The sequence below is a fragment of the Chitinophaga niabensis genome, assembly GCF_039545795.1.
GTDB classification, from domain to species: Bacteria; Bacteroidota; Bacteroidia; order Chitinophagales; family Chitinophagaceae; genus Chitinophaga; species Chitinophaga niabensis_B.
In genome coordinates, this window is the sequence record NZ_CP154260.1 from 3,840,586 (window position 1) to 3,854,304 (window position 13,719).

Below are 13,719 nucleotides of genomic sequence, written 5' to 3' on the forward strand. Positions count from 1 at the left end.
TTGGGTTAACTGTTAACAATGCTTTCGTATAGTTCAAACCTGGTTTTGTTCCAGGTAATCAAATTGTAGTATTTTACAGCCCATTCGTGTAGGGACTGTCCCATTTCTTTCGCTGCCTCCCTGTTTGCCGACAGGTATTTGATATGCCTATACCAATCCCCGGGCGATTCCACCCAAAGAACCGGTGCGTCCGAAGTATCAGAGTAAGGAGGTACCCGCTGGCATATTACCGGGATCTTCTGTGCTGCGGCTTCCAGCAATTTCAGGTTTGATTTGTGCCGGTTGAACGAGTTATTAAGCAGGGGCACCAATACAGCATCCGCAGCCTCGTACACTGACATATATTTGTCCAACGGGGCATTGGGAATACGGTAATAATTCTTTAGCTTTCCACCTGCAGTAAACACACCCTCCATCCCTTCCCATTCCTTATCTCCGGACTGATAGCCAGCCAGAACGAAGCAGAGATCTAAAGGGTTTTCTTCCGCGAACCTCTTCATTGTTTCTCCGATCAATCCGAGATCATGCAAATGGGACTTTTGGCCGGCATATAGGACGTTGAATATTTCGAAAGGCTGGTATTCTCTATCTTTAAACTGTCCGTGCCCGTATGGAATGGCATTGGGGATCACATGAACGTTTTTGTTGAGCGGCTTTACCTTTTCTGCGAGGCGGGAAGTAGTAACCGTTACAACATCAGCCAGTCGAATATTTCGACTGATCTTTTCTGGTACTCTCTGTGACCTGTAATACTCCGTCATGTAGTGACCCGGGTTTAACTCCCAGTGATCATCCAAATCCAGTACTACTTTGACACCCTTTTTCTTAATTGCAGAAAGGTCTACACCTGGTAGAGGACAATCCCTATTCACCAAAACCAGTTCCGATATATCCAGCAGCTTATTTAAGTCCCCGTTTGCTGGCTTGAATGCAGCATGATCAACATACTGGCCGCCATACTGAAATGGCAATTTTACCCGGTGATAATCACACCCGGAATTGTCGGAGTATATGGCGAGCGCTCGGATCATAATGGATGGCATTGCCTCATTGGACCACGGTAATGCAGGTGCTCGCACCGAATATCATGATCATTGAAAATTTTGAACTTCCCGTCTTTATTCACATCGTAGGATATCCAGGCATCAGGGAAGGCCGCCCAGTTTTCCTCGCTGATACGGAACGGGTACTGTTCAACAACTTCTCTGCGGTACACAGTACATCCGGACAGGGCATGGGCGGCCTGGTGAATGCCGGTTTTTGAATAGTCGTGGAAGCCTTCGTAATAAAGGCATCCGAGGATACCCCAATCCTCTGGGAGTTGGGAAATGGAGGCATCCAGGCGGCCGAGCAGGTCCACAGGCGGGATGACATCAGACTCTACCAGAAGAAGATATTGGGCGTCACTGTTCAAAAAATGCTGACGAACCGATAATGCGCCAGCAACAACGTTGTGGTGGAACTGGTGATCTTCATGCTTTCGGTAAACCTGGGTAATTGCTACCTTACCAGCGAGATATTCGTCCGCCAAACCTGTCAAATCCTCTACGTAATCATGCTTCTCCGGGTCGGTGTTGTCCACGATCACAACAGGTGGAATAGTTTCAGCCGCTTGCTGTATCTCCCCTATATTCTCCAAAAACTGTTTGTCGCAGTATTCCTTTGCCCAGTTGGTGTAAGTCCCAATGAAGTATTTCATGTGCTATTTTTTGTAAACAATACCTATTCCCCATCCGCCAGGCTGGCCAATGATGGTTTGTGTCCGTTCCGTCTGTTTCAGCTCTTTCCAGAACTGTTTTACCTCGGGTAGACCGTATACATCATGAAAGACAATGAGCCCTCCTGAGCGAACCAGCGGCGCATAGTTTTCATAGTCGGCTTTTACACCGTTGTAGGAGTGATCACCATCGATGAAGAGGAAATCCACGTCATTTTGCGGGTATATGGTATGCGCTTTCTGTATGATTTCCCACGAATGTGAATCACCTTGGAGATCATGGAATTCAATATGCTTTGTCCATTCGCTCCATAATGTTCGGCATCTAAGCATTTCCGCATACCTTCCATCGGATGGGCCGATTGGATAATCAACGGACATTAGTGAATGAACAACGGGGACTTCCAGCCATTCTCCTGCAGGTTTAAAATCCCCATAAAGGCCGTCTTGTTTAAGACCGTCCTTTTTTATTCTAGCCTGAAGCCAGAACCACAATGTCCCTCCGTAGAACGACCCAATCTCTAACACCTTCTTGGGGGAATAAGCCTTGAATATCTTTACCAGTTGTTCAAACTCCCACGGCTCCTGCAGGATGGGAACCGGGCATTTATCGAGGATGTTACTCATGAGCGGAGATAGTTGTAGTAGCACAGAGGCTGGTTAACGATCAATTCCTCGATGTGAGGCTGGCATATCTCCATGGCAAAATATCCATCGGCGTTATATAAATCTTCCCTGAATCTCACACCCTGAGAACGGAGACCGCGCCACATGAACTGGGCTGTATCTATATGGTTCGGCGCAATTTTACCAGCTTTGAGGCGAAGCTCCCCTGTTTTAAGGACTTGATCAAAAGCCACCATGCCATATATCCCGAGTTCTGCTTTTTTATTTACCAGCCATGGCACTAAGTCAGGGTGAAGTATATTGTCATCGTCAATGCAGTATATCCACTCTTTGAGAACATTCAGGCTTTCTATCCGCGCCCGTAGCTCCTGCTGCATAAGGAAGGTGTTACGGTGACAGTGTCCGGCAATGCCGGTAATGGTTGCCTGGACCTGATTCTCTACCTCGTCAAGCTGGTCTTTCCAACCATCCGCTGGCATCGGACATGTAGAGTCGAAAATAACCCACCAGGCGATGTCAATTCCCTTTCCGAGTTGCTGCCTGATGCTTTCCCTGATTGCCGGGAGGTTCTGTGGCCGGGTTACCGGCGTGATGATGTTTAGCTTCATATTAATGGAATATTCCAGTGTATTTTTTCCGTTTTGTTGCCCTACCTAACAGCTCCATAAGAACTACATACCGGGCTGCATCTATTCCGTGATTGAAGTCGTCTATTGGTTCATTCAACCACTTGCCGTTCTTATCTTTTTTATACTTGTAGTTCTTAAATTCTTTAATCAGGTTCATGGATCTACGGGTGATATAGATCTTCATCCCCTTCATCTTGTCGATACCGGCTTTAATTGATCCTGGGCCTTTTTCTACTGCATGTATGTTAAAGCCTCCCAGGGCAATTTCGTCTACCATGCGGGGGTCTGCGCTCTCTGAGATGATTTTTCGTTTCTTGTTTACAGTCTTCAACTCTGCTACAATATCCCTGCTCAACATGTGGGTCCGGTAGCACAATTCATCCAGGTACAGTGCATTATGACCAGTATCCATCCACACATCCAGTATTGCGGTAGGGTCGTGTGTATACCCTAAATCCAGCCCCTGGCAGACCCTTTTGATCCACGCCGGCACCTCATCTACAATCTCATAGTTCTCAAACACTACCCCCTCTATTCGCGCCCGCTTACCCAGCCCGTATATCTCCCATTTGTTCTTATCCGCGGTACCTTGCCGGAAATTCTCTTTCGTGGGCTTATAGGACAGTATCTTCCGCCGCATGTTTGCCGGTAGAAAGGGATTGTCCAGCATCGTAGAGTGAATATACATGGCATCATCCCTGCCGCATACGTTCTCATAGATCCAGTGTTCTTCCTCCGTGGGGTTATAGTCGATGATGGCAAACTCAGCACAACGTTGTTCGAGCTGGTCGAAGTCATTTTTCCCCGCCTCCATCGCCTCATTGATCCAGAACACATCGCACGTCATCCCATGGAGTCGCTGGTCATCATCTAAACCTAGAAACCAAAATTCACAGTCAAAGAGCTTATAAACTCGGTCCGTCTTATTATAGTGTCGTTTGTCGTACCATCCGTAAGCCTTCACCACTTTTAAAAAATCATGCAGCACTGTACCCTTTATCCAGGTGCCGACCGCCCGGCTGATAATCACCCTCTTTTCTGTTCCTTGCGTAAGCTGTGCATAGAGAAGGAGAAACTGGATAATAGAGATTGTCTTAGATGACCGTGACCCTCCTTCCAGCACGAAAACATTATAAATAACCTTCTGCCAAGCCGTATACAGGCGATCAAATACGTTACTGACTCTGATCTCCCCATTCTCGTCAAGCATTTTCAGCTCTCCGGCCCTATTGATCACCATCGACCCCATCTCCGGCATCGGTGATGGCATCGTCTGTATCGTTCGCGTCTGGGTTACCATGCTCAGGATTGGAATGAATTACTCGGATTGTTTGTACGGTTGTAACGGGAAGTGCTTTACCCTTAGTAGTATGATCCAGTTTATCCGGGGCATTATCTCCCCCCATTTTGTTATCAACCTCTATAGCTTTGATCATTTCAGCGATGGTTGCCTTTTTCCCATTTACCAGTTCACCTTTCGCTATTCTACGGAGCAAATCCCGCTTCTCTATTGCGGTTAGCACTTCACCCTTGATTTCATCTTTCAGCTCATTTGTCGCCTTTTCTTCAGCCTTTTTGCTGATTTTTGAAGCCTCTCTGCGGATTGCTTCGGCGATTTCTTCGTTTTTCAGCAATCTACCGCCATTTGTTGCCGCACTTTTGCGGTCAGAATGCGGAAAAGCCTTCTGGTACGCCCCTATATGGTCGCCCGTTTTCACGTAATGCTTGATGAAATTCTTGTGTTCTGGTTTTAATGCCACCTGGTTAAAAGTTTCCTCTGCGGGCAAATGTAATTTTTAGGGGTATACACAGGGAAATTTTCTCATCTCATTATGGTACTACCCAAGTTGGCGAACTGCCACCAAGGGCTCTTAGGTCGATGAGGCATAATAATTTTACTTTTTTGGGTAAAATCCAGAATAACTGCTATTTAATATTAAAACATTTTATGGGTAAGGGAGTAAAAACGAAAACCAAAATTACCTGGGATCAAATCATCAAGAAATTTAGAGTAATCAACTCCATCCTACAGCTTATTGTGCAGATTATGAAAATTTTGGGGTTGATTAAATTGCTGATTTGTTCCTTGCTACCATAAAACGGGATCAAGGCCAACGTGGTCGTTCCTTATCTTAAATAAGGCCTTCCCCTTCTGGTTACGATTAATCCGATGGGCGGTTGGCGGAGTTTACCGAGGTTTTTCATTAGGCTAAAGGGTTTTCCGTCTTCTCACATTCAGGCCACGTGATCAATGGTGAATCATACGGGACATATAGCGGATGGCGAGGGAAACCAGCCTTGGTAACTCCCAGACAAAATAGTTGGAGTTCTCCTGTAACATACCTATATTCTTCTGATGTTCGTAAGCCTTTAGACATTCCATTTGCACCCCAGGCTATTACACAATATGAAGCCTTGATAGCCATTTCCTTTACGAGGCATTGGTTTTCCTTGTTTGCATCGATCATTTCATGCCAATTGTCAAAACTACCCCACCATTCGTTCAGTATCGCTGGGCTTGATGTTCGATAGGGGTACAGATTTCCTACATAAAAGCCGCCAGTTCCCCATCTTTGACAAAAGCCTATTAGTCGGCGGATTGTAGGATCGTCAAAATCTCCATCCGCAGTACTGGGGTTTAGCATAATAAATAGTACAATTGGTTTTTCATCCCATAACCTCCATAAACTGTATCTGAAAATTCCGCATTCTGAAATTGTAGCACCCTTTTTCATTTGGACCCTGATTTAGGCGGCACGGCTGCCGGTTGATAATGCTGTACTACTTCTTTTGCTTCCCATCCTGTTGGTTCACCAGAAGGATAGCGCAAGCCTCCTTCGTCGTCCATCATGGCTATTATTATTTCCTCAGCAGCCACCCATTCATCTACACCAGTTGTATCTAAAGCCTGATATATGATATGGAACTGGTATATTTCTTGGTCATTTGGAAGTCCAGGAATCCATTTTACCCGGTTTGCCTCCCATTCTGCCCCTGCTATAAAATCGTCCTGGCAATTCTGCCAGTTTTCGAAGGAAGCGTTCCTTTCTTCAGGATGTTCTTTCCATTGGGCGGTTGCATGTTCGTTGGCAGCCTTTTGTTTTTCTTGTTCCGGTGTCATTGTTCTGCTTTTGGTGGTTCGGGTAATGGCAATGGGGATCTTATTGCAAAATGGGTGACCGTATCATGTTCTTTAAGAAAATCCCAACCCCATGTTTTGCCAAACCATTTTTTACCGTTATATATTCCTATACCGGATGTAAACCCATCTATAACAATATCGTAAAGCACCCCGTATTCCGGCTCCGCCTCCCCCACCTTCACCCATCGGTTGGCGTCTGCCCAGAGAGCGCCTTGTATAAATTGTGTGGCAATGCGGTCGGTATTCCCTTCGGCCCATCGTGCAGACGCCAGTTTTATCTGTTCTTCCCTGGTCATGTTATTGGTTTTTATCAATATGATTGCATTACCGATGGTACATAATTTCCTGTAACAGAGTTTACCACTTTTCTAACGCCGAAGGACTTTTTATCTAATATTCTGGATGCCATAGCTAGAATTTCAGCAGTTGTGGTATTAGAAGCCCTAACTATAGTGGGGATTTCGTCATCGTAAAAGTGTACATAGTAAAGCGTAAAATCGTTTTCGGTGCCATCCAAATTTAGGATTGCCTGATAAAAATAATTATCTCCCTTTTTCATATAGTTGTTTCTGTTTTAGGTGGAATAAGGCCGTTAGATTGCTCTATCTTTGGTTCATTTTCGCATTTTATACGTTCCTCTTCACTTATAAAACCTTTGTTAAATAAATCGTCACTCCGTTTTATCATTATGCCAGTGTGACCAGATCGTAATCCGGTTCTAAAGCCTTGCTCATGCGCTTCTGCCTCCCGCTGGACGGATAGCCGGGCAAGTTCTTCAAATACGTCTGAACCAGATGATCCCATCTTCCAGCATGCATATAGTTCGTCTTGGCGTTTTTTAATCAAATCCTCATACTTGCTCATACGGTACGATTTTAACGGTGATATCTGCGGTGAAGGATTCGGTGCAATAAAACGGAAAGAATCCATCATCTACATCACTAAAAAAATTTGATTTTATATCGTTAGGCAGATAGGATATATCACTAAAACCATAACCTACCCCCTTTATAAAACTAACTTTCTTCATCTTCAATTACTTTACAGTTAGAATTAATTCTCCCTCTCCTTGTTCACCAATGATAATTCCATAAGAGTCAATAACAGGACTTGTCAACTCTGAAACGTCTTCTATTTCCATGTAATATTCGTCCCCCTTTTCCAGTATCATAATATTCAAGTCTGGTGGGAAACTACCCAGTTTGTCATAAAGTTGTTTTACTGTCATCTTCAATTATTTATTTGTTAAAACCTATGTCCACACCTTTTACAATAATCCCCACCACCATCAGTCCCAATATCCGGATGTTTGCAATCGTTATTCAGATAGTTGTGTGTGGTTTTATCTTCAATGATGTTTATTTGTAGGGTGAAGGATTTAACACACACATAATCTGTTCCTGAAAACGCCTTATACAAAAAATGTTGGTAAAAAGCTACCTCAGGAATAAACCATAGGCTTCCAATGGGATGTATTCCTCCCTTTTCATACCTGATCGTTTTAGTTTCCCCAGCCGGTTGGGCTTGTTTATTTTCTGCGGTCATATCAATTATTTGAGTTAAAATATTTCCTAATCTGATTTAGTCCCTTCACCAATAGGTTCCTCAAAGTATTTGGACTGATACCCATAGCTACCGCAGCATCGTTATATCGAAGGCGGTTGTAGTAAACCAACCGTATTGCCTGCAGATTACGGGGGCTTACCTTTTCAAGGGCCCGGATAATCACCTGTTCTTTTGGATTATCTTCTTTTTTGACTGCTGGATCTGTATATCTTTCTGATAGGTAGAAGGCCGCTGCATCATGCTTCCTTTGTCGTTTTTGTTCCTCCAGGTAGTCCAGGCATTGATTTCTTAGCATTCTGAACAGGTAAGCACCCAGAACATTATCTCTCCTTATGGAGGATCGGTGATTCCACAGCTTAATTAATACTTCCTGTACGATATCCTGGGCATCCTCTGCAGGTACAAATTGCATGGCCCTAATCAGGAGAGCATCGAAATACTTATCAAAAGCCAATTTCAACGCTGCTTTGTCTCCTGCACGTAGGCCTTTTGTAATTATTTCATCCGTTACCATGGCATTCCCCGGTATCGCTTCCGGGTGGCGTTTAATCAACATTCATAGCTGACAAGTAAATATTTACCTTTATAAACTGGTATTAACTGATAACCAGAGTAATCATCTCCCAGGAATCCAACAGTCTGCCATATGTAGATATGATCGAAATATTCTTCCTCTTTCTGACGTTCGAAGAATCGCATACTAATATGATGTGGCACACCTTTGCCTGAAATAGAGTAGAGGATTTTACCGTTATCTCGCTCAATCCCTTTTATTATTTGATCCTCCGTTATTATGGATATAGGCGTCCATGTTTGTTCTTCCATGAAAGCCAAAAGCTTTTCTATTACATTCATATTATCCCGGTATCGCTTCCGGATGCGTTTACTTGTTCTAAGAAAGACAATATTTCGTCCTTCAAATAATATTTACCAGCTGCCGTGTTCAAATGCCTTAAGAGCGTCTTTGCTTGACTTGAATAGTCATTATTATTTTCAACAACTTGCACCAAAGCGTTCCACATACCGCGAGATTTAATTTCTATTTCCATACTTTACCCGGTGATCCCGCCGGAAGGGTTTTTTAAATGTCTTTGTTCGGTATTAACTTTATCTTATTTTCTAGTTCCGCTATTCTCCTCTCTGCGGCCTCCATCCTTACTGCTTCATTAAAGCATCGTTCACACCTCAACTTGTCTGTTAATGGGCCAGCCACTAGACGTAAATTGGTGTTGCCACATTTAGGGCATGATCGCTTTTTACTGAATAGTCCAAACATAATTTTTACATTTTACCCGGCTTCCCGGTGTGTGGTTTAAAGTCCTTCCATCATGCCCTTTTCAAAGTCTGGATCAATGATATCAGGCTTTTTGTTTTCGCGTGAGGAAAGTATCTCTACATGAAGTTTTAATATTTCGTCATTGTCTACATCTACCTGCTTAGTTTCGCGTGAGGAAAGGAGGGATTCAATAGCAGTTCTGCAAGAAGTGGTAAGACAGTCCTCTTGTAAGCACCTTTCCAGCAGGCCAAAAGCCTGATCACGTTCAATTCTCATATCTATTGCCGCTTTCTGATTGGTCTTTACAAATTCGGTATCCTTAACAACAACCTCCGCGAGCAAATCCCTCTCTTTAGTTCTTTTTGAAAGTTCCTTTTCCAACTGCTGTACTTTTTCGATTAGTTCGCCAATTTTCATGTTAGCTTCTCCTGTTTCAGTAACAGCATGGTTGTAGCTATCCCATCCGGGGGAATCGGTCTTATCTGCTAATTCTTTTTCCAGCTCCGCAATTCGCAAGGCCTGCTCTTTCTGTGATTTCAAGGCCGCCACTGCTGCTGTAACAATGCTTTCCCCTATTTTTATTCCTGATTCAGGTCTATGACCGTAATTCAGTAATGGGGAAAATGTTTCTATCTGCTCTTTCTTCCAAGCGGATAATTCTTTTCTCTCTTTCAAAATGAAGGAAACTGCCACCAGAGCCTCACCTTCTCCGCTTATATGCTGTACGCCACACAGTTCCATAATTCTCAACAATTCTCCTTCCAGTTCCTTTATCCGTTCGTCCCCTTCAATTTTACGTTGATCCGCCTCCTTTATCCATAACAATGCGGTTTCTTCCCACTTATCCCTACTAATTATCAACTCCTTTAGTTCCTCGTCCTTCGCTAATATTTCCCTCTCCCTGTCTTGAATGGATGCAACCATACTGCTGTTATGCTGCCTCAGCTTTGTATTTTCTTCGTCCTTCGCTGCGGTCTGCTGGGCGGCGTATTGTAAATGTGACCATGTTGCTTTTGCTATCGGCTCTCCATCACAATTTATACACTCCATGTAACCGTCACCATTGTTTAGCATTCCGCCACCCGATCCATGGCAACTACTACAAATAATGCTTCTTTCCTCCGGTGTAAGTTGTTTATCGTTGTTCATGGCTTTGATTTTGTGAATTCTGACTTTTGCTGTGTTCCTCCTTTTGGCCCTCCTTAAAGCCTTCTCTCCATCCGGAGTTAAATTCGCTTGCGAAAACGATAGACAACCCTATTCCTATCAACAAGATTCCTATCCCCATTCCAGGACGTTCCATTGATATCCGGAAAGGATGGAAAATTATTGTTGTCCTCCCTAACCATAGAATCATCACACAACCTACTAATATTGATATTATCATTTCTTTCATCTGATTTCAACGGGATCGTTGCCCGCGCCGTTTTAAGTTAGTGTGGCATCCCCATCTTCTCCGCCGTCCAATCATGGAACCTTCCAAAGATTGAGGCTTTCCTGTTAGAAAAACAAAGCAAGGGATGCGCTAATGCATTGTGAACTATGAACCAAAATTTCTTCATCATCTAACATTTATTCTTAATGAAATACTTCAGGAAGCTTGTCCAGGTCAAGTACCCCCATTTATCTTTTACCACGAATCCCCACTCCCTTTTCCTTTTACCCATCCATACCAAGGAAATTGCTTTCTTTCCAGCGGGGATCTCCACCCTATGAATATGACTTGCAGGTCTTACTAGGACTGAACCCGGGTAATATCTACGCTTGCCGGTCAACGTATGTTCAGTATAACCCCTCCACAACAACAGGCTTACAAAGTTCCAAGGGTGATCATGAAGGGCATCCTCCCAGTCGGATCTGTGAAAGACATGAAGACATAATTGCCAGTTTTTACATTCTATTAGGGTGTACCTGGTGAGGTATGGCGTCATGTGGTCACCGCGCAGTTCACATCCGAAAATGACCCTCTTAGATTTTAAAAGTTTCATTGTATCAGGTTAAAAAAGCTTAAGTTTAGATTTAAATTGCTCTGCTCGTTTGATAGCCGCTTCATAGTATTCAGGATCCAGCTCAAACGCCGCGTATTCAAACCCCAGATCCTCACAGGCTATTACTGAACTGCAGCTTCCTCCGTGGGTGTCGAGAATTTTCATCCCAGGCTGAGCATACTTGGTAAGTAACCACCGATATAATTCAATGGGCTTCTGTGTAGGGTGAATCTTCTTTTCATGATTGCCCCCCCCTGTATTTGAATACCTGAACATTGCCGCAGGCCGATCAAATGAAGTCCATGCCATTTCCCACTGAGAAAAGTTATCCCATGGCTGAACCTTATCCCAACATACAATACAGCGCGTAGGGGGTAGGACAAAATAATTTCCTCCCCATATAATCTGATTTTTAGATATGCGAAATAGCTCTTCAAAGTATTCTACAGATGGAGGAACATCCCAATCCATATTAAGCCTGTTAAAAGCGCGGTCTTTTAGTTTCCCCCTACCGTGGTACCTTTCTTTCTTCAATCTAGCTGCAGTTCCTAAACTTGGTCCACTACCATCAATCTTAGATCGGTTTGGGGCGGAACCTAACTGCATTCCATTTACATTGATCCCATAAGGTGGATCTACAATAGCCAAGTCAAAAAACTTATCAGGAAACTGTGCCATCCCCTCCATGCAATCCATGTTGTATATCTTGTTAAGCTCCATTTGTGCTATTTAAGGGATTCAATAACCTGTCCGACCAACCATTCCATTGCAGGAGGAGTAACTGCATTTCCCAGCTGCCTTACTTGGTCTTTTCCCGAGCCTAGTACTATATAATCGGGATCGAAGGCCATTCCTAATTTAATTTCGTGAGGTTTGAGCATACGATAATAGCAATCTTCCAGTATTGGGTATTGATAAGTAACCAAAGCGTGGCTATCTACAGTAGTGACTGATCCCATTTCCTCAGTTATATGCTTTACACAGTGGCTGCCATTGTAATAACCAGCAAGAAATCCGTTTACCCCCATCGGAGTTACAAGACCCATTGTTTGCCATGTTGTCTGGGTCTGCAGGACTTCATTGAACAAGCGAACATTGTCCTCATTTTGGGTGTTTTCTGTTTTTATGATAAAGGGAGGCACACCACTGGTGTATATTTTTTCATATTTGGTTAACCCATGATTTATACGTTTGATAGTATTCTTACAAAGGGCCTTTTTTCTGTCCCCTATACGAACTCCCAAATCTGACCAGTCAATGATATTGAAAACTGCATGATAATATGGCTCAACTATCATTCCGTCTACGGGGCAACAGTAAACGTACTGGTCCCTATACTTGCCAAACCGAACCCCATGTTTCTTCCATGTTTGAACAGCTTTAACTTCTTTACTGCATTTCGGACAATGCGCTGTTGGTGTGTAGTCCAGAAGGGGGGCCCGATTTCCTTTTTTCCAAAATACAATGTACATCCGGTCACGAGACTGTGGTGTTGGATAACAATGCATGCTATTAAGGTAAATACATCGGTGCTGATAATTAAGAGCATGCATTGTTTTCAACCAAGTATCGAACAATATCCATTTCCTTGCATCAACCACATTTTCCACTATGATAGCTTCATAACCATGGTACTCTGCAAACCTAGGTACATCCCACATTGTTGCTCTTGACCGCTCCGCCGCAGGATCTAATTTTCCAGTGGTAAAAAGATCTAATTGTTTTTTTGCTTTTTTTTTGCCATTAGCGACAGAGTGGTTGGTGCATTCAGGGGATGTTATCAGAATGGTAGTAGATGGATACCTCCGTGGATCACTAGCGCTAATATCAGTGCAATCGTGCAGAGTGTTTGGGAAGTTAGTATTGTGTGTCTCGATAGCCAATGCCCAGTGATTGAGGGCCAATTTTACTTCTACTCCACCACCGATCTTTTTTCCTGCGTTGTTTGCGCCTTGTGAGCTTCCACCAGCTCCGCAGAACTGATCTGTAACTGTGATATGAGAATTTTTCTTAGGCATTAATTCCAGCATTTAAAAGTTTAAATTCACTCCCTTTCATTCTATCGAAAAGAGTCTCCGTGGAACTTACCATTGCATATGGTAGAAAAACCTGCAGTAACTCCGCTTGCTCCAGCAGTACCATGGATGCCTGAACATCTACCCAATCTGAAACGATCTTCCATGCAGTTCTTTCTGCCTGTTCCTTGGTTCTGGCTTTAGTTCCGGCTACCGGTCGCTTTACCTCTCTCCACATTACCTCGAACACCCTTTCAACCCTGGCCGGGAGTTGTAATACTATGCTTGTACCATTTTGCAGTATGACAAAGGAGATTGCCACCAGGGTACCATCCTCATACCTTTTGCTGATGTTGGTTGCTCCAATTTCCACTAGCTTTCTTTCGATCCGGCTTACCGATAGGTCTGGAGGGACTTCGGATGTGTAATTCTTAAGATTCATTTGCATTTAGCTTTATAGGTTTCTATAACATAGATCAATCACTCACAAACAGCATGTAGATTGACGTATAGAGTTTCTCCGGTAATTTCCTTTTCTAATCGGCGTTAGAATCGCAAGTTCATCATTCCATCCTCTGACAATACGCATCCTTATAGCTGCCTCGTGATCTGTAAGCCCCAGTTCACTCAAGAGCAATTGAAATGATTGAGGTTTCCCTTCGAATGTTACCATCATAGTACATCTTCTGTTATTACAGTTTACCTTTGGTGTGACAAACCGACAATTCTCTGGACAATAATTTCCGTCCGTATTAATCC

At 43.5% G+C, this 13,719-nt stretch carries 19 protein-coding genes; all 19 read right to left on the bottom strand.

Going from position 1 to position 13,719, the window contains the following annotated elements; translation table 11 throughout:
- Nucleotides 1–5: 5 nt before the first annotated feature.
- The gene (locus tag AAHN97_RS15030; protein WP_343302858.1) at nt 6–1,031 is read right to left on the bottom strand and encodes a glycosyltransferase family protein; all 1,026 of its coding nucleotides are present in this window, start codon (nt 1,029–1,031) and stop codon (nt 6–8) included.
- Nucleotides 1,028–1,699: a hypothetical protein gene (locus AAHN97_RS15035; protein ID WP_343302859.1), complete on the bottom strand. Its 672-nt coding sequence runs from the start codon at nt 1,697–1,699 to the stop codon at nt 1,028–1,030. Before AAHN97_RS15035 ends, AAHN97_RS15030 begins: the two co-directional genes overlap by 4 nt.
- Before the next feature lie 3 nt (nt 1,700–1,702).
- A complete protein-coding gene (locus AAHN97_RS15040; RefSeq protein WP_343302860.1) occupies nt 1,703–2,344 on the bottom strand; it encodes an O-methyltransferase in 642 nt (213 codons plus the stop codon).
- A complete protein-coding gene (locus AAHN97_RS15045; protein ID WP_343302861.1) occupies nt 2,341–2,952 on the bottom strand; it encodes a hypothetical protein in 612 nt (203 codons plus the stop codon). Before AAHN97_RS15045 ends, AAHN97_RS15040 begins: the two co-directional genes overlap by 4 nt.
- A gap of 1 nt (nt 2,953) precedes the next feature.
- Nucleotides 2,954–4,243 (bottom strand): PBSX family phage terminase large subunit, encoded by a 1,290-nt coding sequence (locus AAHN97_RS15050; protein ID WP_343302862.1) that lies wholly within the window; start codon nt 4,241–4,243, stop codon nt 2,954–2,956.
- Nucleotides 4,200–4,760 carry a terminase small subunit gene (locus tag AAHN97_RS15055; RefSeq protein ID WP_343302863.1) on the bottom strand — a complete coding sequence of 187 codons (561 nt, stop codon included), beginning with the start codon at nt 4,758–4,760 and terminating at the stop codon, nt 4,200–4,202. The genes AAHN97_RS15050 and AAHN97_RS15055 overlap by 44 nt, the downstream gene beginning before the upstream one ends.
- A 417-nt stretch (nt 4,761–5,177) precedes the next feature.
- The gene (locus tag AAHN97_RS15060; RefSeq protein WP_343302864.1) at nt 5,178–5,708 is read right to left on the bottom strand and encodes a DUF1643 domain-containing protein; all 531 of its coding nucleotides are present in this window, start codon (nt 5,706–5,708) and stop codon (nt 5,178–5,180) included.
- Nucleotides 5,705–6,094: a hypothetical protein gene (locus AAHN97_RS15065; RefSeq protein WP_343302865.1), complete on the bottom strand. Its 390-nt coding sequence runs from the start codon at nt 6,092–6,094 to the stop codon at nt 5,705–5,707. The genes AAHN97_RS15060 and AAHN97_RS15065 overlap by 4 nt, the downstream gene beginning before the upstream one ends.
- The gene (locus tag AAHN97_RS15070; RefSeq protein ID WP_343302866.1) at nt 6,091–6,411 is read right to left on the bottom strand and encodes a hypothetical protein; all 321 of its coding nucleotides are present in this window, start codon (nt 6,409–6,411) and stop codon (nt 6,091–6,093) included. Before AAHN97_RS15070 ends, AAHN97_RS15065 begins: the two co-directional genes overlap by 4 nt.
- A 259-nt stretch (nt 6,412–6,670) precedes the next feature.
- Nucleotides 6,671–6,979 (bottom strand): hypothetical protein, encoded by a 309-nt coding sequence (locus AAHN97_RS15075; protein ID WP_343302867.1) that lies wholly within the window; start codon nt 6,977–6,979, stop codon nt 6,671–6,673.
- Nucleotides 6,980–7,151: 172 nt separating this feature from the next.
- Nucleotides 7,152–7,343, bottom strand: coding sequence for a hypothetical protein (locus AAHN97_RS15080; protein ID WP_343302868.1), 192 nt, complete (start codon nt 7,341–7,343; stop codon nt 7,152–7,154).
- A 17-nt stretch (nt 7,344–7,360) separates the two neighbouring features.
- Entirely contained in the window at nt 7,361–7,660 is a 300-nt protein-coding gene (locus AAHN97_RS15085) for a hypothetical protein (protein WP_343302869.1), read from the bottom strand.
- Nucleotide 7,661: 1 nt separating this feature from the next.
- Nucleotides 7,662–8,195: an RNA polymerase sigma factor gene (locus tag AAHN97_RS15090; RefSeq protein ID WP_343302870.1), complete on the bottom strand. Its 534-nt coding sequence runs from the start codon at nt 8,193–8,195 to the stop codon at nt 7,662–7,664.
- Nucleotides 8,196–8,230: 35 nt separating this feature from the next.
- Nucleotides 8,231–8,536, bottom strand: coding sequence for a hypothetical protein (locus tag AAHN97_RS15095; protein ID WP_343302871.1), 306 nt, complete (start codon nt 8,534–8,536; stop codon nt 8,231–8,233).
- Between the two features lie 457 nt (nt 8,537–8,993).
- Nucleotides 8,994–10,106 (bottom strand): hypothetical protein, encoded by a 1,113-nt coding sequence (locus AAHN97_RS15100; protein WP_343302872.1) that lies wholly within the window; start codon nt 10,104–10,106, stop codon nt 8,994–8,996.
- Between the two features lie 416 nt (nt 10,107–10,522).
- Nucleotides 10,523–10,945, bottom strand: coding sequence for a hypothetical protein (locus AAHN97_RS15105; protein WP_343302873.1), 423 nt, complete (start codon nt 10,943–10,945; stop codon nt 10,523–10,525).
- A gap of 9 nt (nt 10,946–10,954) precedes the next feature.
- Entirely contained in the window at nt 10,955–11,665 is a 711-nt protein-coding gene (locus tag AAHN97_RS15110) for a DNA methyltransferase (protein WP_343302874.1), read from the bottom strand.
- 5 nt (nt 11,666–11,670) lie between these two features.
- Complete coding sequence (locus tag AAHN97_RS15115; protein WP_343302875.1) at nt 11,671–12,963, bottom strand: DNA cytosine methyltransferase; 1,293 nt, start codon at nt 12,961–12,963, stop codon at nt 11,671–11,673.
- Entirely contained in the window at nt 12,956–13,402 is a 447-nt protein-coding gene (locus AAHN97_RS15120; RefSeq protein ID WP_343302876.1) for a hypothetical protein, read from the bottom strand. Before AAHN97_RS15120 ends, AAHN97_RS15115 begins: the two co-directional genes overlap by 8 nt.
- Nucleotides 13,403–13,719: the final 317 nt, after the last annotated feature.

Bases quoted from the DNA above. Each gene is read 5' to 3' on its own strand.
- AAHN97_RS15085 (WP_343302869.1), bottom strand. From the start codon at position 7,660: ATGACCGCAGAAAATAAACAAGCCCAACCGGCTGGGGAAACTAAAACG.
- AAHN97_RS15075 (WP_343302867.1), bottom strand. From the start codon at position 6,979: ATGAGCAAGTATGAGGATTTGATTAAAAAACGCCAAGACGAACTATAT.
- AAHN97_RS15100 (WP_343302872.1), bottom strand. From the start codon at position 10,106: ATGAACAACGATAAACAACTTACACCGGAGGAAAGAAGCATTATTTGT.
- AAHN97_RS15070 (WP_343302866.1), bottom strand. From the start codon at position 6,411: ATGACCAGGGAAGAACAGATAAAACTGGCGTCTGCACGATGGGCCGAA.
- AAHN97_RS15030 (WP_343302858.1), bottom strand. From the start codon at position 1,031: ATGATCCGAGCGCTCGCCATATACTCCGACAATTCCGGGTGTGATTAT.
- AAHN97_RS15040 (WP_343302860.1), bottom strand. From the start codon at position 2,344: ATGAGTAACATCCTCGATAAATGCCCGGTTCCCATCCTGCAGGAGCCG.
- AAHN97_RS15115 (WP_343302875.1), bottom strand. From the start codon at position 12,963: ATGCCTAAGAAAAATTCTCATATCACAGTTACAGATCAGTTCTGCGGA.
- AAHN97_RS15110 (WP_343302874.1), bottom strand. From the start codon at position 11,665: ATGGAGCTTAACAAGATATACAACATGGATTGCATGGAGGGGATGGCA.
- AAHN97_RS15045 (WP_343302861.1), bottom strand. From the start codon at position 2,952: ATGAAGCTAAACATCATCACGCCGGTAACCCGGCCACAGAACCTCCCG.
- AAHN97_RS15090 (WP_343302870.1), bottom strand. From the start codon at position 8,195: ATGGTAACGGATGAAATAATTACAAAAGGCCTACGTGCAGGAGACAAA.
- AAHN97_RS15080 (WP_343302868.1), bottom strand. From the start codon at position 7,343: ATGACAGTAAAACAACTTTATGACAAACTGGGTAGTTTCCCACCAGAC.
- AAHN97_RS15120 (WP_343302876.1), bottom strand. From the start codon at position 13,402: ATGAATCTTAAGAATTACACATCCGAAGTCCCTCCAGACCTATCGGTA.
- AAHN97_RS15050 (WP_343302862.1), bottom strand. From the start codon at position 4,243: ATGCCATCACCGATGCCGGAGATGGGGTCGATGGTGATCAATAGGGCC.
- AAHN97_RS15095 (WP_343302871.1), bottom strand. From the start codon at position 8,536: ATGAATGTAATAGAAAAGCTTTTGGCTTTCATGGAAGAACAAACATGG.
- AAHN97_RS15060 (WP_343302864.1), bottom strand. From the start codon at position 5,708: ATGAAAAAGGGTGCTACAATTTCAGAATGCGGAATTTTCAGATACAGT.
- AAHN97_RS15105 (WP_343302873.1), bottom strand. From the start codon at position 10,945: ATGAAACTTTTAAAATCTAAGAGGGTCATTTTCGGATGTGAACTGCGC.
- AAHN97_RS15065 (WP_343302865.1), bottom strand. From the start codon at position 6,094: ATGACACCGGAACAAGAAAAACAAAAGGCTGCCAACGAACATGCAACC.
- AAHN97_RS15035 (WP_343302859.1), bottom strand. From the start codon at position 1,699: ATGAAATACTTCATTGGGACTTACACCAACTGGGCAAAGGAATACTGC.